The sequence below is a fragment of the Pseudomonas sp. FG35 genome (genome assembly GCF_057809295.1).
This window is the reverse complement of the sequence record NZ_JBMDJR010000011.1, coordinates 45,158-62,042: the sequence shown is the minus strand read 5'-3', so window position 1 is coordinate 62,042 and position 16,885 is coordinate 45,158. Positions and strand designations below refer to the sequence as shown.

General features: G+C 61.7%; 11 protein-coding genes. 6 read left to right on the top strand and 5 right to left on the bottom strand.

From position 1 onward, the window contains the following. The gene (locus ACODTD_RS21405; protein WP_011333269.1) at positions 1–660 is read right to left on the bottom strand and encodes a GntR family transcriptional regulator; all 660 of its coding nucleotides are present in this window, start codon (positions 658–660) and stop codon (positions 1–3) included. A 266-nt stretch (positions 661–926) separates the two neighbouring features. On the opposite strand from ACODTD_RS21405, the gene xdhA reads away from it, so the two are divergent. The 4 genes from xdhA to guaD all read left to right on the top strand — a co-directional run bounded on the left by xdhA (position 927) and on the right by guaD (position 7,070). Continuing rightward, positions 927–2,381: a xanthine dehydrogenase small subunit gene (gene xdhA / locus ACODTD_RS21400; protein WP_201817756.1), complete on the top strand. Its 1,455-nt coding sequence runs from the start codon at positions 927–929 to the stop codon at positions 2,379–2,381. After that, on the top strand, positions 2,374–4,767 hold the full coding sequence (xdhB, locus tag ACODTD_RS21395) for a xanthine dehydrogenase molybdopterin binding subunit (protein WP_011333267.1): 2,394 nt from the start codon (positions 2,374–2,376) through the stop codon (positions 4,765–4,767). Before xdhA ends, xdhB begins: the two co-directional genes overlap by 8 nt. 127 nt (positions 4,768–4,894) lie before the next feature. Then, positions 4,895–5,752 (top strand): xanthine dehydrogenase accessory protein XdhC, encoded by an 858-nt coding sequence (gene xdhC / locus ACODTD_RS21390; protein WP_285354661.1) that lies wholly within the window; start codon positions 4,895–4,897, stop codon positions 5,750–5,752. A gap of 13 nt (positions 5,753–5,765) precedes the next feature. After that, the gene (guaD, locus tag ACODTD_RS21385) at positions 5,766–7,070 is read left to right on the top strand and encodes a guanine deaminase (protein ID WP_285354660.1); all 1,305 of its coding nucleotides are present in this window, start codon (positions 5,766–5,768) and stop codon (positions 7,068–7,070) included. Between the two features lie 186 nt (positions 7,071–7,256). On the opposite strand, the gene ACODTD_RS21380 is transcribed toward guaD, so the two are convergent. After that, complete coding sequence (locus tag ACODTD_RS21380; RefSeq protein WP_064378756.1) at positions 7,257–8,021, bottom strand: GntR family transcriptional regulator; 765 nt, start codon at positions 8,019–8,021, stop codon at positions 7,257–7,259. A gap of 224 nt (positions 8,022–8,245) precedes the next feature. Between ACODTD_RS21380 and ACODTD_RS21375 the strand changes: the two genes are divergently transcribed. Next, a complete protein-coding gene (locus ACODTD_RS21375; RefSeq protein WP_201817763.1) occupies positions 8,246–9,436 on the top strand; it encodes a benzoate/H(+) symporter BenE family transporter in 1,191 nt (396 codons plus the stop codon). A gap of 53 nt (positions 9,437–9,489) precedes the next feature. Here the strand turns inward: ACODTD_RS21375 and ACODTD_RS21370 are convergent, their stop codons facing one another. Next, complete coding sequence (locus tag ACODTD_RS21370; RefSeq protein WP_011333263.1) at positions 9,490–9,834, bottom strand: YggL family protein; 345 nt, start codon at positions 9,832–9,834, stop codon at positions 9,490–9,492. Between the two features lie 234 nt (positions 9,835–10,068). Here ACODTD_RS21370 and dacB point away from each other — a divergent pair, with 234 nt between their 5' ends. After that, positions 10,069–11,529: a D-alanyl-D-alanine carboxypeptidase/D-alanyl-D-alanine endopeptidase gene (gene dacB / locus ACODTD_RS21365; protein ID WP_221615608.1), complete on the top strand. Its 1,461-nt coding sequence runs from the start codon at positions 10,069–10,071 to the stop codon at positions 11,527–11,529. A gap of 142 nt (positions 11,530–11,671) precedes the next feature. Here the strand turns inward: dacB and ACODTD_RS21360 are convergent, their stop codons facing one another. Beyond that, positions 11,672–14,056 carry a sensor domain-containing diguanylate cyclase gene (locus tag ACODTD_RS21360; RefSeq protein ID WP_489105169.1) on the bottom strand — a complete coding sequence of 795 codons (2,385 nt, stop codon included), beginning with the start codon at positions 14,054–14,056 and terminating at the stop codon, positions 11,672–11,674. A gap of 146 nt (positions 14,057–14,202) precedes the next feature. Continuing rightward, complete coding sequence (rlmKL, locus tag ACODTD_RS21355; RefSeq protein WP_201817784.1) at positions 14,203–16,473, bottom strand: bifunctional 23S rRNA (guanine(2069)-N(7))-methyltransferase RlmK/23S rRNA (guanine(2445)-N(2))-methyltransferase RlmL; 2,271 nt, start codon at positions 16,471–16,473, stop codon at positions 14,203–14,205. Positions 16,474–16,885 lie beyond the last annotated feature (412 nt).

Genomic DNA, 16,885 nt, shown 5'->3' with positions numbered 1-16,885 from the left:
TCAGGCAACCGTCAGGGCGGACACCACCAGATCGCAGCTGCGCTGGGCGTAAGCCGTCAGCACGATGCGGATCTGCGGCAGGTCACGGGCAAGGACGGCAGCGAGCAAGCGTTCGAACAGTTCGAGGAACTCGCTCATCTCGGCCTTGCGCTGCTCCAGCGCGAGGAAGTACGCACGGCTCATGGCCGGTTGCAGGTTCTCGACGGTTTCCTGCAGGTACGGGTTGTTGGCGAACGGATACGCGGCGCGCATCACGTTGAAGCTGTCGTCGACGAAGGTGCGGATGTCCTGACGCTCGTAGCTGGCGGTCAGGCGCTGCTGGATCTGCACGAACGGCGCCATGTCGGCCTGCGTCTGCCAGCCATTGGCCACGGCGTTGCCGAGCAGGATGTACAACTCGCTCATCAACGTGCACAGGCTCTGCACCTTGTGCGCCGTCAGTTCGGTGACGTGGGCGCCTCGGCGCGGCAGGATCGCGATCAGGTGACGGCGCTCGAGGATCAGCAAGGCTTCGCGGACAGAGCCGCGGCTGACGTTCAGCGCCAGCGTGACCTTTTGTTCCTGGATGCGCTCTCCCGGCTTCATTTCGCCGCGAATGATCCGTTCGGCGAGGTGGTGAGCGATTTGCTCGGCGAGGCTGTCCGGCGCCTTGAACGTCATGGTTGTCCTTCAAACTCTTCGATCTGCACAAGCGGCGCAGTGTAGCGCAATGCGCGGTCATGGCGGAGTGCCCGCACAGCGGTTTTTGGCACGAATCCCGCAAAAAAGCGCTTGATCCAATGAGGGTCAATACTGAAGAGACACGTGGTTGAGCGACAAAACGGTTTTTCCTGACCTTTAAGTCAGAAAACCATTGACCGAAAAGTCAGACCTGCTAAATTCGGCTCAAGTCGCTCAACAACAATAATGAGTCTGCGAGGCCTTCCGTGATCCAGTTTTTACTTAACCAGGAACTCCGTAGCGAGCACGCCCTGGACCCGAACCTGACTGTGCTCAACTACCTGCGCGAACACGTGGGTAAATCCGGCACCAAAGAAGGCTGCGCCAGCGGTGACTGCGGCGCGTGTACGGTGGTGGTCGGCGAGTTGCAGACGGATGACGATGGCCGCGAGCACATTCGCTATCGCAGCCTCAACTCGTGTCTGACGTTCGTTTCGTCGCTGCACGGCAAGCAATTGATCAGCGTCGAAGACCTCAAGCACAAGGGCGAACTGCACAGCGTGCAGAAAGCCATGGTCGAGTGCCACGGTTCGCAGTGCGGTTTCTGCACCCCCGGTTTCGTGATGTCGCTGTTCGCCCTGCAAAAGAACAGCGATGCACCGGATCAGGCCAAGGCCCACGAAGCGCTGGCCGGCAACCTCTGCCGCTGTACCGGCTACCGGCCGATTCTGGCCGCTGCCGAGCAATCCTGCTGCGGCAAGCAACCGGACCAGTTCGACGCCCGCGAAGCCGAAACCATCGCCCGCCTCAAAGCCATTGCCCCGACGTCGATCGGCGAACTCAACAGCGGCGACAAACGTTGCCTGGTGCCGCTGACCGTGGCCGATCTGGCCGATCTCTACGACGCTTATCCACAGGCCCGCCTGCTGGCGGGCGGCACCGATCTGGCGCTGGAAGTCACGCAGTTCCACCGCACCCTGCCGGTGATGATCTACGTCGGCAACGTCGCCGAAATGAAGCGCATCGAGCACTTCGATGACCGCATCGAAATCGGCGCCGCCACCGCCCTCTCCGACTGCTACGAAGCGCTGAACGCCGAGTATCCGGACTTCGGCGAACTGCTGCACCGCTTCGCCTCCCTGCAGATCCGCAACCAGGGCACCCTGGGTGGCAATATCGGCAACGCCTCGCCGATCGGTGACTCGCCGCCCCTGCTGATCGCCCTCGGTGCGCAGATCGTGCTGTGCAAGGGCGAGACCCGCCGCACGCTGGCCCTCGAGGATTACTTCATCGATTACCGGGTCACTGCGCGTCAGGAAAGCGAGTTCATCGAGAAAATCATCGTCCCTCGCGCCACGGCCGAGCAGCGCTTCCGCGCCTACAAAGTCTCCAAGCGTCTGGACGACGACATCTCTGCCGTCTGCGCCGCGTTCAACCTGCGGGTTGAGAACGACGTGATCACCGACGCCCGCGTCGCCTTCGGCGGCATGGCAGCGATCCCGAAACGCGCCGCTCACTGTGAAGCCGTACTGCTCGGTCAGCCGTTCAACAACGCTGTAATCGAACGTGCCTGCACCGCGCTGGGCGAGGATTTCACCCCGCTCTCGGACTTCCGCGCCAGCAAGGAATACCGCCTGCTCAGCGCGCAGAACCTGCTGCGCAAATACTTCATCGAACTGCAAACACCGCACATCGAGACTCGGGTGACCGCTTATGTCTAACCATCACGGCGTAGAGAAAACGCAAGCTGAACTGGCTGAACTGTTCGCCAAAGACCTGACCACCGGCGTCGGCCGCAGCGTCAAGCACGACAGCGCCGCCAAGCATGTGTCCGGTGAAGCGCAGTACATCGATGACCGCCTGGAATTCCCCAACCAGTTGCACGTTTACGCGCGGCTGTCGGATCGCGCCCACGCGAAAATCATCAGCATCGACACCCAGCCTTGCTACGCCTTCGAAGGCGTACGCATCGCCATCACCCACGAAGACGTGCCGGGCCTGAAAGACATCGGCCCGTTGCTGCCGGGCGATCCGCTGCTGGCCATCGATGACGTGCAGTTTGTCGGTCAACCGGTGCTGGCCGTGGCCGCGAAAGACCTGGAAACCGCACGCAAGGCCGCCATGGCCGCGATCATCGAATACGAAGATCTGGAGCCAGTGCTGGACGTGGTCGAAGCCCTGCGCAAACGCCACTTCGTGCTCGACAGCCATACCCATCAACGCGGCGATTCAGCCAATGCGTTGGCCACGGCCGAGCATCGCATTCAAGGCACGCTACACATCGGCGGTCAGGAACACTTCTATCTGGAGACCCAGATCTCCTCGGTGATGCCAACCGAAGACGGCGGCATGATCGTCTACTGCTCGACCCAGAACCCCACCGAAGTGCAGAAACTGGTGGCCGAAGTCCTCGACGTTTCGATGAACAAGATCGTGGTCGACATGCGCCGCATGGGCGGTGGTTTCGGCGGCAAGGAAACCCAGGCCGCGAGCCCGGCGTGCCTGTGCGCAGTGATCGCGCACCTCACCGGCCAGCCGACCAAGATGCGCCTGCCGCGGGTCGAAGACATGCTGATGACCGGCAAGCGTCACCCGTTCTACGTCGAGTACGACGTCGGCTTCGACAGCACCGGCCGCCTGCACGGCATCGCCATGGATCTGGCCGGTAACTGCGGCTGCTCGCCTGACCTGTCGGCCTCGATCGTTGACCGGGCGATGTTCCACTCGGACAACTCGTACTACCTCGGAGATGCGACCATCAACGGTCACCGCTGCAAGACCAACACCGCGTCGAACACTGCGTACCGTGGTTTCGGCGGCCCGCAAGGGATGGTCGCGATCGAAGAAGTGATGGACGCCATCGCCCGTCACCTGAACCTCGATCCGCTGGCCGTGCGCAAGGCCAACTACTACGGCAAGACCGAGCGCAACGTCACCCATTACTACCAGACCGTCGAGCACAACATGCTCGAAGAGATGACCGCCGAACTGGAAGAAAGCAGCCAGTACGCCGAGCGCCGCGAAGCGATCCGTCGCTACAACGCCAACAGCCCGATCCTGAAAAAAGGCCTGGCGCTGACCCCGGTGAAATTCGGCATTTCCTTCACCGCCAGCTTCCTCAACCAGGCAGGTGCCTTGGTGCACGTCTACACCGACGGCAGCATTCACCTGAACCACGGCGGCACGGAAATGGGTCAGGGCCTGAACACCAAGGTTGCGCAGGTCGTGGCCGAAGTGTTCCAGGTGGAAATGGACCGCGTGCAGATCACCGCGACCAACACCGACAAGGTGCCAAACACCTCGCCGACCGCGGCCTCCAGCGGCGCCGACCTCAACGGCAAAGCGGCGCAGAACGCTGCCGAGACAATCAAGCAGCGGCTGGTCGAATTCGCCGCGCGGCACTACAAGGTCAGCGAAGAGGACGTGGAATTCCACAACGGCCACGTGCGCGTTCGTGACCATATCCTGACCTTCGAAGCGCTGATCCAGCTGGCGTATTTCAACCAGGTTTCGCTGTCGAGCACCGGGTTCTACAAGACCCCGAAAATCTACTACGACCGCAGCCAGGCCCGTGGCCGGCCGTTCTACTACTTCGCCTTCGGCGCGGCGTGCTGCGAAGTGATCGTCGACACCCTGACCGGCGAGTACAAGATGCTGCGTACCGACATCCTCCACGATGTCGGCGCCTCGCTGAACCCGGCCATCGACATCGGTCAGGTCGAGGGCGGTTTCGTTCAGGGCATGGGCTGGCTGACCATGGAAGAACTGGTGTGGAACAACAAGGGCAAGCTGATGACCAACGGCCCGGCCAGCTACAAGATCCCGGCCGTGGCGGACATGCCGCTGGACCTGCGGGTGAAGCTGGTGGAAAACCGCAAGAACCCGGAGGACACGGTGTTCCACTCCAAGGCTGTGGGTGAGCCGCCGTTCATGCTCGGCATCGCCGCGTGGTGCGCAATCAAGGATGCGGTGGCCAGTCTGGGCGACTACAAGCATCAGCCGAAGATCGACGCGCCGGCGACCCCGGAGCGGGTGTTGTGGGGTTGCGAGCAGATGCGTCAGCTCAAGGCGGTGAAAGCCGTAGAAGCTGAAACCGAGGTTGTTTGATGATCGCTCCCACGCTCTGCGTGGGAATGCAGCCCGCGACGCTCTGCGTCGCATCCTGAACAGCGGACGCGGAGCGTCCAGTGATGCATTCCCACGCAGAGCGTGGGAACGATCTGAGAGGTGAGATATGTACAACTGGATCGACGCCCTCGCCGACCTGCAGAACCAGGGCGAACCCTGCGTTCTGGTGACGATCATCGAAGAGCTCGGCTCGACGCCGCGCAATGCCGGCTCGAAAATGGTCGTCAGCGCCCGCCAGACGTTCGACACCATCGGTGGCGGGCACCTGGAATACAAAGCCATGCAGATCGCCCGCGAGATGCTCGCCAGCGGCAAGCAGGACACCCATCTGGAGCGCTTCAGCCTCGGCGCCAGTCTTGGCCAGTGCTGCGGCGGCGCCACGGTGCTGCTATTCGAACCGATGGGCCAGGTGCAGGCGCAGATCGCCGTGTTCGGCGCCGGTCATGTGGGTCGCGCGCTGGTACCCTTGCTCGCCAGCCTGCCCTGCCGGGTACGCTGGATCGATTCCCGGGAAGAGGAATTCCCCGAGCAGATTCCCCACGGCGTGCGCAAGATCGTCGCCGAGGACCCGGTGGATGAAATCGACGACCTGCCCGCCGGCAGCTACTGCATCGTCATGACCCACAACCATCAGCTGGATCTGGAACTCACCGCCGCGATCCTCAAGCGCAACGACTTCACCTGGTTTGGCCTGATCGGCTCGAAGACCAAACGGGCCAAGTTCGAACATCGCCTGCGTGACCGTGGCTTCGACGCCAGCGTCGTGCAACGCATGCGCTGCCCGATGGGCATCGGCGAAGTCAAAGGCAAGTTGCCTGTGGAAATCGCCATTTCCATCGCCGGCGAAATCATCGCCACCTATAACGCCAATTTCGGCCAGCACACCGCCAGTGCCGAACCGATTGCCAAACTGCTGCCGGTTTCGCGCCGCAGTCAGGCCGCCACACTCAAAGCCTCAAACTGATTAGAGAACCCTCATGCCTCTGACTCGCAAAGCCTACCGCGCCGCCATCCTGCACAGCATTGCCGACCCCGCCGAGGTCGGCATCGAAGCCTCCTACGAGTATTTCGAGGACGGCCTGCTGGTGGTCGATGACGGCAAGATCAGCGCCCTCGGCCACGCCAGTGAACTGCTGCCGACACTGCCGGCGGACATCGAGATCACCCATCACAAGGATGCGCTGATCACTCCGGGCTTCATCGACACCCACATCCACCTTCCGCAGACCGGCATGGTCGGCGCCTATGGTGAGCAACTGCTGGACTGGCTGAACACCTACACCTTCCCGTGCGAAAGCCAGTTCGCCGACAAGGCCCACGCCGATGAAGTGGCGGATATTTTCATCAAGGAACTGCTGCGCAACGGCACCACCACCGCGCTGGTGTTCGGCAGCGTGCACCCGCAGTCGGTGAACTCGTTCTTCGAAGCGGCCGAAAAGCTGGATCTGCGAATGATCGCCGGCAAGGTGATGATGGACCGCAACGCGCCGGACTACCTGACCGACACCCCGGAATCGAGCTACGTCGACAGCAAGGCGCTGATCGAGCGCTGGCACGGCAAGGGTCGTCTGCACTATGCGGTCACCCCGCGTTTCGCCCCAACCAGCACCCCGGAACAGCTGACGCTCGCCGGCCAGCTGCTCAGCGAATACCCGGATCTGTACATGCAGACCCACATCAGCGAAAACCTCAAGGAAGTCGAGTGGGTCAAGGCGCTGTTCCCGGAGCGCAAGGGCTATCTGGACGTCTACGATCACTACCAATTGCTCGGCGAGCGCTCGGTGTTCGCCCACGGCGTGCACCTGTGCGACGACGAGTGCGCGCGTCTGGCGGAGACCGGTTCGGCGGTCGCGTTCTGCCCGACCTCGAACTTCTTCCTCGGCAGCGGCCTGTTCAACCTGCCGATGGCCGAGAAGCACAAACTGAACGTCGGTCTCGGCACTGACGTCGGTGGCGGCACCAGTTTCTCGCTGCTGCAAACCCTGAACGAAGCCTACAAGGTGATGCAGCTGCAAGGTGCGCGCCTGAGCCCGTTCAAATCGCTGTACCTCGCTACCCTCGGCGGCGCGCGGGCGCTGCGTCTGGAAGACAGGATCGGCAACCTGCAACCGGGCTCCGACGCCGACTTCCTGGTGCTGGACTACAACGCCACGCCGCTGCTGAGCTACCGCTTGAAGCAGGCCAACAATATTGCCGAAACGTTGTTTGTGCTGATGACCCTGGGCGATGACCGCACTGTGGCCCAGACCTATGCGGCGGGTGGGCTGGTACACCAGCGCTAACTGATTGCTCGATCGTTCCCACGCTCTGCGTGGGAATGCCTCTGGGGACGCTCCGCGTCCAGTGACGCAGAGCGTCACGGGCTGCATTCCCACGCGGAGCGTGGGAACGATCATCACGATCAGACGGACAAAAAAATCCCCCGGTACTTTGCAGTCCGGGGGATTTTTGTTGCCTGTCGATTCGCCTCAGAGCTTGGCCGCAGGCCGCCCCGGCTTCTTGGTCTGCAACAGGTGCGAGAACACTGCATGCAGATCGTCGGACGCGCTTTCCTCGTCGAGGTTGAGCTTGCTGTCGATGTGGTCCATGTGATGCATCATCAGGTCCACTGCCAGCTCGCCGTTGCGCGCTTCGATGGCGTCGATCAACTGAGTGTGCTCGTCGTAGGAACAGTGCGAACGGTTGCCGCTTTCATATTGGGCGATGATCAGCGAGGTCTGCGAAACCAGGCTGCGCTGGAAACTGATCAACGGCGCGTTCTTCGCCGCTTCGGCCAGTTTCAGGTGGAATTCGCCGGAGAGACGGATGCCGGCGCCGCGATCGCCACGGGAGAAGCTGTCGCGTTCGTCGTTGACCATCTGGCGCAGTTCGGCGATCTGCTCGGCGGTGGCGTGTTGCACCGCCAGTTCAGTGATCGCGCGTTCCACCAGACGCCGGGCGAGGAACACCTGACGCGCTTCTTCGACGCTCGGGCTGGCGACGACCGCGCCACGGTTCGGCCGCAACAGCACCACGCCTTCATGGGCCAGACGCGACAGCGCACGGCGAATGATGGTCCGGCTGACCCCGAAAATTTCCCCCAGCGCTTCTTCGCTCAACTTGGTGCCGGGCGCCAGGCGTTGTTCGAGGATGGCCTCGAAGATATGCGCATAGACAATATCGTCCTGGGTTCCGCTGCGGCCGGCTTTGCCTGCTCGCGGTTGTTTCTTGAGGGGTTGCAACTGTTCGTTCATGGGCACTCGAGTCGGGAAGAACGGCGGCGAATTGACCGTGACTGTAATACGGCACAGTAGGTCGCTGGCAAGTATCGCGTAAAAAACAGCGCGATTGTACACAATGGAAGGTGGCAACACGACTGTACGGCTGTTTGCGGCTTCGGCTGTATTGCAACGCTCCGTTACGTTTGAGTTTAGGCTTAAACCCGAAATCCGTGGCTTGAACAAGGAACACCGCTGTCATGAACGAAATCACCCACACCCGACTGCGCCCGCTGGCGGACACATCGCCCTCCGCCATCGTCGCCGGGTTCATTGCGATGATGACCGGCTACACCAGTTCGCTGGTGCTGATGTTCCAGGCCGGACAGGCGGCGGGCCTGACCAGCGGGCAGATCTCGTCGTGGATCTGGGCGATTTCCATCGGCATGGCGGTCTGTTCAATCGGCCTGTCGTTGCGTTATCGCACGCCGATCACGATTGCCTGGTCAACGCCCGGCGCAGCGCTGTTGATCACCAGCCTTAGCGGCGTTACCTACGGCGAAGCCATCGGCGCCTACATCACCTGCGCGGTGCTGGTGACCATTTGCGGCCTGACCGGCAGCTTCGAACGGCTGGTGAAAAAGATCCCGGCCTCCCTCGCCGCCGCGCTGCTGGCGGGGATTCTGTTCAAGATCGGCAGCGAAATCTTCGTCGCCGCGCAACACCGCACCGGCCTGGTGCTGGGGATGTTCTTCACTTATCTCATCGTCAAACGCCTGTCGCCGCGTTATGCGGTGCTCGCCGCGCTGCTGATCGGCACCGCGCTGTCGGGTTTCATGGGGCTGCTGGACTTCAGCGGTTTTCATCTGGAAGTGGCGACACCGGTCTGGACCACGCCGCACTTTTCCCTGGCTGCGACCATCAGCATCGGCATCCCGCTGTTTGTCGTAGCGATGACCTCGCAAAACATGCCCGGCATCGCCGTGCTGCGGGCCGACGGCTACAACGTCCCGGCCTCGCCGCTGATCACCGCCACCGGCATCGCGTCCCTGCTGCTGGCGCCGTTCGGTTCCCACGGCATCAACCTCGCGGCCATCAGCGCGGCGATCTGCACCGGGCCGCATGCCCATGAGGATCGCAACAAACGCTACACCGCGGCGGTGTGGTGCGGGATTTTCTACGGGATTGCCGGGGTATTCGGCGCCACGCTGGCGGCGCTGTTTGCCGCGCTGCCCAAGGAGCTGGTGCTTTCGATTGCCGCGCTGGCGCTGTTCGGCTCGATCATCAACGGTTTGAGCATCGCCATGACCGAGGTGAAGGAACGGGAAGCGGCGCTGATCACCTTCATGGTCACGGCGTCGGGGCTGACGCTGTTTTCCATCGGTTCGGCGTTCTGGGGGATTGTCGCGGGGGTGCTGACCTTGCTGATCCTCAACTGGCGCAAGGCCTGATTAAAAAGCAGGCATAAAAAAACGGCGACCCTTGGGTCGCCGTTTTTTTAGTATCACTTGGCCGCGTTGATCGGCTTTTCCGGATACCAGACGTCCAGCAGCGGGCTGATTTCAGTGGTGGTCAGCTCGGAGCGGGTTTTCAGCCAGGCTTCAACAGCAGCGCGCTGCTCTTCGGAGACCGAGCCGCGCTTCTGCAGGCAAACCAGACCGAAGTCGTCGCCGCCGACATAGCCCAGACCATTGGCTTCCATGGCTTCTTTGATGAATGCTTCGAGGAAAGCGTCAATGGCTTCTTCGGACAGGTCTTCTTTGAAGCCCAGGTTCAGTTCGAAACCCAGCTCTTGAAATTCATCGACGCACAGTTTTTTGCGCAGACGCTGGGAACGGTTAGTCGCCATTGGAACAATCCTCTTAAGTAATAACGGCCGGCACTTTACCAGTTTAAGCCGGCGATTGCCCGACTCTCTGGGACGTGCGTGCGACCGCCTGTAAAAAAATAACGAATTGGCGCCCTTGCGAAAGGCCCAAGCTGTTGCACCTTGGGGCATAATGCCGACACTTTCATGACCACTGAGGGCCTTTTCATCCATGTCCTCGTCTTTTTTCCCCTCGGCTGTAGGGTTTTATTTCATATGATCAAATCGTTGCGTCCTCTGCTCCTGGCCGGTCTTCTTCTGCCGCTGGCCCTGCCCGTCTCCGCTGCCACCATCAACACCGCCCTGACCCCCAACGTCGAAAAAGCCCTCAAGGCCAGCAAGCTGCAGCCCTCTGCCCTGTCGCTGGTGATGGTGCCGCTGGACGGCCCGGGCACGCCGACCGTGTACAACGCCGATGTGTCGGTCAACCCGGCCTCGACCATGAAGCTGGTCACCACTTACGCGGCGCTGGAAATGCTCGGCCCCAACCATCAGTGGAAAACCGAGTTCTATACCGACGGCGACCTGAACGGCGGGATCCTCAACGGCAACCTCTACCTCAAGGGTGGCGGCGATCCGAAGCTGAACATGGAAAAACTCTGGCTGCTGATGCGCGACCTGCGCGCCAACGGCGTGACCCAGGTCACCGGTGATCTGGTACTCGATCGCAGCTTCTTCGTGCAGCCGCAACTGCCGGAATTCAACGATGACGGCAACGACGAGAACAAGCCGTTCCTGGTCAAGCCGGATTCGCTGCTGGTCAACCTCAAGGCCTTGCGTTTCGTGGCCCGCAACGACAACGGCCGGGTGCTGATCTCGGTCGAACCGCCGATTGCCAGCATCAACATCGAAAACACTGTCAAAGCGCTCAACTCCAAACAATGCACCGGCGGCGTGCGCTACAACCCGGTGCCGCAGGCCGATGGCAGCGTGACCGTGACCGTGGCCGGCCAGTTGGGCGAAGGCTGCAGCTCGCAGACTTACCTGTCGCTGCTTGACCACGCGACCTACACCGCCGGCGCCGTGCGGGCGATCTGGAAAGAATTGGGCGGCAGCATCCAGGGCAAGGATCGTCTGGCCCCGACCCCGAGCAGCGCGAAAGTGCTGGCCCGTGCGTTCTCGCCGGATCTGGCGGAAATCATCCGCGACATCAACAAATACAGTAACAACACCATGGCTCAGCAGCTGTTCCTGAGCCTGGGCCAGAAATTCCGCAACGACGCCGACGGCGATGACGCCAAAGCCGCGCAACGGGTGGTGCGTCAGTGGCTGGCGAAGAAAGGCATCACCGCGCCGCATCTGGTGATGGAGAACGGTTCCGGTCTGTCGCGTTCCGAGCGGGTCAGCGCCCGGGAAATGGCCAACATGCTGCAAGCGGCCTGGCACAGCCCTTACGCCGCCGAGTACATCAGCTCGCTGCCGATTGCCGGCACCGACGGCACCATGCGCAAACGCCTGAAGACCACCGCGATGCGCGGAGAGGCCCACGTCAAGACCGGCACTCTGAACACGGTACGGGCAATCGCCGGCTTCAGCCGCGACGTCAACGGCAACACTTGGGCGGTGGTGGCGATCCTCAACGACAAGGCCCCGTTCGGCGCGTCGTCGGTGCTGGATCAGGTACTGCTGGATCTCTATAAACAGCCGCGGACGGCGCAGACTGCTTCGGTTCTGTAAGCACACCACAAAACACTGTGGGAGCGACGGTGCGACGACTCGACTTGCTCGCGAAGACGTCCATTCAGTCGATGAAGATGTCGACTTTGATGGCCCCTTCGCAAGCAAGCTCGCTCCCACAGGGATTCAGCGGCAAACCGGATCAGTTCATCTGCCGCTCGACCCGATCCCGTCCGCCCTGCTTCGCCGCATACACCCCGGAATCCGCCCGCAGCAACAGCGCATCCGCGCCCTCTCCCGGTCGCCAGCTGGCAATCCCGAAACTGGCCGTCACCACCCCCACCACGTCGATCGGTGCACTGCGCAGGCTGTGCCATAACTCTTCGGCCAGCATGTGGGCGTGATCGCCGTCGATGTCCGGGCACAGCACCATGAACTCTTCGCCACCCAAGCGGCAGAATACGTCGGTACGCCGCAGACGATGGCCGATGCGCTCGCAGACCGCCTGCAACACGCGGTCACCTACCGCGTGACCGTACTGATCGTTGATCCGCTTGAAGTGGTCGATGTCGAGCATGATCACCGACAACTCGCCTCCGCCGCGCTCGACCCGGGCCATTTCGGTGGTCAGGCGCTCCTGGAAATAGCGCCGGTTGTGAATCCCGGTCAGCGAATCGGTCACCGACAGCGCGCGCAGCTCTTCTTCCACCCGTTTCAGGTCGGAAATATCCGAAATATAGCCATGCCACAGCACCCCGCCGCCCGGCAGTTCCTCCGGCGTCGCCTCGCCGCGAACCCAGCGCAGGCCACGCTCGGGCAATTGCACACGATACTCCTCACGCCATGGGCTGAGATTGTCCGCCGAAGCACGGATCGACTTGCGCACGCGGCTGACGTCCTGCGGGTGGATACGGGTGAAGATCGCCTCGGCGTTGAGCAGCAGCACGTCCGGCTCCAGCTCGTAGATCTCGCGGATGCCGTCGCTGGCGTAGATCACGCTGAAACGCCCGTCGAACTCCATCTTGAATTGATAGATCCCGCCGGGAACATGGGCGCTGAGCTTCTTCAACAGCACATCCCGCGCGGCCAGCGCTTCGTGCACGCGCTTGCGCTCGGTGATGTCGATGCAGATCGCCAGGTGCCCGACCCACAGCCCCTGCTCGTCCAGCACCGGCGTGGCCAGCATGTTCACTGGAATGTGGCTGCCGTCCTTGCGCACCAGCGTCCACTCCCGCGCCTCGTGCCCACCGACTTCGCCACCCTCCACCAGCATCGCCTGGCAGGTCGGAATGGTTTTGCCATAGCGGGCGCTGAGCTCCGCCGCGCGGGCCACCAGTTCCCGGGGAAAGTGCAGGTTTTCCAGGGTCATGTGGCCGACCACTTCGTTGCTGTGATAACCGAGCATCTGCTCGGCACCGGGGTTGAACGTGTTGATCACGCCGCGCAGGTCGGTGGCGATGATTGCCACTTGAGTTGCCGCGTTGAGCACCCCGCGCAACTGACCGTGGGTGCCACGCAGTTCCTGCTCGCGCTCATGCAGCTCCTGAGTGCGCAACTCGACCATGCGCAACGCACGCTGACGCTGGCTGACCAGCACATAAAGCAGCGCGCTCAGCAGCAGACTGAGCAACCCGCCCAGCACCACTACGCTGCCCACCGACGAATGGTTGGCCTGCATGAACGCTTCGCTGGGCAGGATATCTACCTGATAGTCGTGATCGGCCATGCGCACCAGCCGGGTCGCCGACAGATCACTCTGCGCCGGTTCATTGGTCGATTCGAACAGCACTTCATGCTGATCGTCGGTGGACAGATCGAGGATGCGCACCGACAGATAGTCATGAAATGCATCCGGCAAGCCGTCTGCCAGCAGTTGACGCATGCTGATGACAGCCATCACGTAGCCGTATGATATGGGCTCGCCTTCGCGCAACACCGGTGCCACCAGCAATACGCCGCGTGCGTATGCCGGCTCTATACCGACCAGATGCATCGGCTGCGAGACTGCCAGACTGCGAAGCTGGTCGGCGCGCTCCAGGGTCGAGCGGCGCAAAGGCTGAGCCAGCAAGTCGTAACCCAGCGGAGAACCGAGCCGGCTCTGGGTCTGGCTGTACACCACGACGACGTACTCATCGCGGGCCGAGGCCAGTTGCAGTTCGCCGCGCGCATTGAGTTCGCGCACGCTGAAGGTGCTCAGGCCCTCATCTCGCACGCGCTGCTCGAAGGCGGCACGTTCGGCACCGCTCACCCGCAAGGCAAACGAATAAGCCTGGGTGCGCAGCAATAGAGGATGGGTGTAACCGTCGAACTCGGCGCGGGACACCGATTCGGAGTTGGCGAAGAACCGGCGCAGGCCATCGAGACGTTGCTCCTGATCCTGAAAACGTTCTTCGATGCGGCTATAGCGTTCGTTGGCCAGCAGCTGAAAGCGTTGGCGCAACTGGCTGTGAAACTGATTGAGGGTGCCCCAGGCGAGCAGCCCCGTGAGAATTCCGCCGGCGAGCAATACCAGCACCCCGACCAGCCAGGCCGAGACGTCTTCGCTGATAAAACCCAATATCTTCGGGCGCACGGGGTGCAACGACATAAAAGCCACTCACTACGTCAGCATCTGCGGGAAAAACCCCATCGGCCGTGTGTGAGTTATAGCTATTAGCCACTAATTTGGCTAGCTCTGAACGGATCCAAGAGCCTTTAAAAATCAAGGCTCTGTGGATCCAATTTTGCAGAGTGTCAACGAGCCGTGATTTTCCAGGCGCGGTGGATCTTGCCGTTGCGGGCGAAATCCGGGTCGATGGTGCTGGCGGTGATTTCCTCGACCGCGTAGCGCTCGGCCAGGTTGTCTTCGAGCTGGAACTTGCGGAAGTTGTTGGAGAAGTACAACACCCCGCCCGCCGCCAGACGGGCCATGGCCAGATCGATCAACTGCACCTGGTCACGCTGCACGTCGAAGATGCCTTCCATGCGCTTGGAGTTGGAAAAGGTCGGCGGATCGATGAAGATCAGGTCGTATTCGTCGCGGGAGTTTTCCAGCCACGCCATCACGTCGCCCTGCTCCAGACGGTTCTTGTCGGAGAAACCGTTGAGCGACAGGTTGCGGCGCGCCCAGTCGAGGTAGGTTTTCGACAGGTCGACGCTGGTGGTGCTGCGCGCGCCGCCCTTGGCCGCGTGCACGCTGGCGGTCGCGGTGTAGCAGAACAGGTTGAGGAAGCGCTTGCCGGCGGCCTCTTTCTGGATACGCATGCGCATCGGCCGATGATCGAGGAACAGTCCGGTGTCGAGGTAGTCGGTGAGGTTGACCAGCAACTTCACGCCGCCCTCGGTCACTTCATTGAACTTGCCCTGGGCCGCCTGACGCTCGTACTGCTTGGTGCCGCTCTGACGCTCGCGGCGCTTCACCACCACGCGGCTCTTGTCGATGTTCAGCGCCTGCGGAATGGCCGCCAGGGCGTCGAACATGCGGATCGAAGCTTTTTCCGGGTCGATCGACTTCGGCGCGGCGTATTCCTGAACGTGCACCCAGTCGTGGTACAGGTCGATGGCCATGGCGTATTCCGGCATGTCCGCATCGTAGACGCGGTAGCAATCGATGCCTTCACGCTTGACCCACTTGCTCATGGCCTTGAGGTTCTTTTGCAGGCGGTTGGCAAACATCTGCCCGCCTTCGCTCAGGCGCGGTTGCTCGATCACTGGCGCCGGGGCCGGCGTCGGTTTGATCGGGTTGCCGTTCTTGTTGAACTTGCGCTCCTGCGGCTCGTTCGGCGTCTGGTCGTAGGCGGCTTGCTCGCGCTCGGCCTGACGTTGTTCCGGGGTGCGGCGCTCGCCGGTGACGAACTGATCCGGCAGGACTTTGATCAACAGCAGCTTGCACGGCAACGCGCCGTTCCAGAACGAATATTGTTTATGGCTGCGGATGCCCATGCGCTTGCCCAGATCCGGCGCGCCGGTGAACACCGCCGCTTCCCAGTTCAGGCAGGCCTGACGCAGACGCTCGCCGAGGTTCTGGTAGAGGTACAACAGACTCGCTTCATCACCCAGACGCTCGCCGTACGGCGGGTTGCAGATGACCAGACCTTTCTGGTTCTGATCCGGACGCGGTTCGAACGTCGCCACTTCGCCCTGATAGATCTTGATCCACTCGCTCAGGCCGGCGCGCTCGACGTTGTTGCGGCCCGGCTGAATCAGCCGTGGGTCGGCTTCATAACCACGAATCCACAGCGGCGGCTTGGCCAGACCGGCAGCAGCACGCTCGACGGCTTCTTCATGCAGTTTTTTCCACAGCGCCGGCACGTGACCGAGCCAGGCGGTGAAGCCCCACTGCTCGCGACGCAGGTTCGGCGCCATGTCGGCGGCGATCATGCCGGCTTCGACCAGGAACGTACCGACACCGCACATCGGGTCAGCCAGCGCGCCACCTTCGGCGGCAATGCGCGGCCAGCCGGAACGGATCAGGATCGCGGCTGCAAGGTTCTCCTTCAGCGGCGCAGCGCCCTGCTGCAAGCGGTAACCGCGCTGGTGCAGGCTGTGGCCGGAGAGGTCGAGGGACAGAATCGCTTCGCCACGATCCAGACGCAGGTGAATGCGCAGGTCCGGGTTGAGTTTGTCGATGCTCGGGCGGTCGCCCTGCGGTGTGCGCAGTTTGTCGACGATGGCGTCCTTGACCTTCAGGGCGCCGAAATGAGTGTTGTCGATGCCCGAACCATGACCGCTGAATTCCACCGCCAGGGTGCCGTCGGCCAGCATGTGATCCTGCCAGTCGACGTCGAGTACGCCGTGGTACAGGTCTTCGGCGTTTTTCATCGGGAAGCGCTTGAGCACCAGCAGCACCCGGTTGGCCAGACGCGACCAGAGGCACAGGCGATAAGCGGTTTCCATGGTCGCCATGCCACGCACGGCGGAGGTGTGTTCGCGGGCCTCTTCAAGGCCAAGCCCGACGGCTTCCTCGATGAGCAGGCCTTCAAGGCCTTTGGGGCAAGTGAGGAAGAGTTCGAAACGGTCGGACATGGTTTTTCCAGAGCCTTTGGCTGATGAACCGGCAACGCATTGCCGATCCGGTTTTCAATCAGGCGCTTTTCTACAAGAGCGCCCGCGTGGCACGAAGGTGTGCCGTTCCATCCCCGCTGCTCGGGTTAAAAGAGCTTAGATGCCGGGACAGAGAAAAAAGTTGAAGCAACAAAATGACTCAAAGCAACCCTTCGTCGAATAGTACCCCAGTGTAAACGTGGGTCATTCTCACTAAAGGATTAACCTCATCATCCAGCGCGGGGCCGATCATACCGGGGTTTGGCCAACAAACGCTGGATAAATACGCGGTTACTTATGGCCATAGCATCTTTTTCGTTACGTCCTTATGACAAAACGGTCATTCCATCGATGTGACTCATTGGTTAGAACTGGACACAGGTTGACGTCGCAA

Excerpts from the sequence above, each read along its gene's own strand:
- ACODTD_RS21380 (WP_064378756.1), bottom strand. The coding sequence starts at position 8,021 with ATGAACGAACAGTTGCAACCCCTCAAGAAACAACCGCGAGCAGGCAAA.
- ACODTD_RS21360 (WP_489105169.1), bottom strand. The coding sequence starts at position 14,056 with ATGTCGTTGCACCCCGTGCGCCCGAAGATATTGGGTTTTATCAGCGAA.
- rlmKL (WP_201817784.1), bottom strand. The coding sequence starts at position 16,473 with ATGTCCGACCGTTTCGAACTCTTCCTCACTTGCCCCAAAGGCCTTGAA.
- ACODTD_RS21370 (WP_011333263.1), bottom strand. The coding sequence starts at position 9,834 with ATGGCGACTAACCGTTCCCAGCGTCTGCGCAAAAAACTGTGCGTCGAT.
- ACODTD_RS21375 (WP_201817763.1), top strand. The coding sequence starts at position 8,246 with ATGAACGAAATCACCCACACCCGACTGCGCCCGCTGGCGGACACATCG.
- guaD (WP_285354660.1), top strand. The coding sequence starts at position 5,766 with ATGCCTCTGACTCGCAAAGCCTACCGCGCCGCCATCCTGCACAGCATT.
- ACODTD_RS21405 (WP_011333269.1), bottom strand. The coding sequence starts at position 660 with ATGACGTTCAAGGCGCCGGACAGCCTCGCCGAGCAAATCGCTCACCAC.
- dacB (WP_221615608.1), top strand. The coding sequence starts at position 10,069 with ATGATCAAATCGTTGCGTCCTCTGCTCCTGGCCGGTCTTCTTCTGCCG.
- xdhB (WP_011333267.1), top strand. The coding sequence starts at position 2,374 with ATGTCTAACCATCACGGCGTAGAGAAAACGCAAGCTGAACTGGCTGAA.
- xdhC (WP_285354661.1), top strand. The coding sequence starts at position 4,895 with ATGTACAACTGGATCGACGCCCTCGCCGACCTGCAGAACCAGGGCGAA.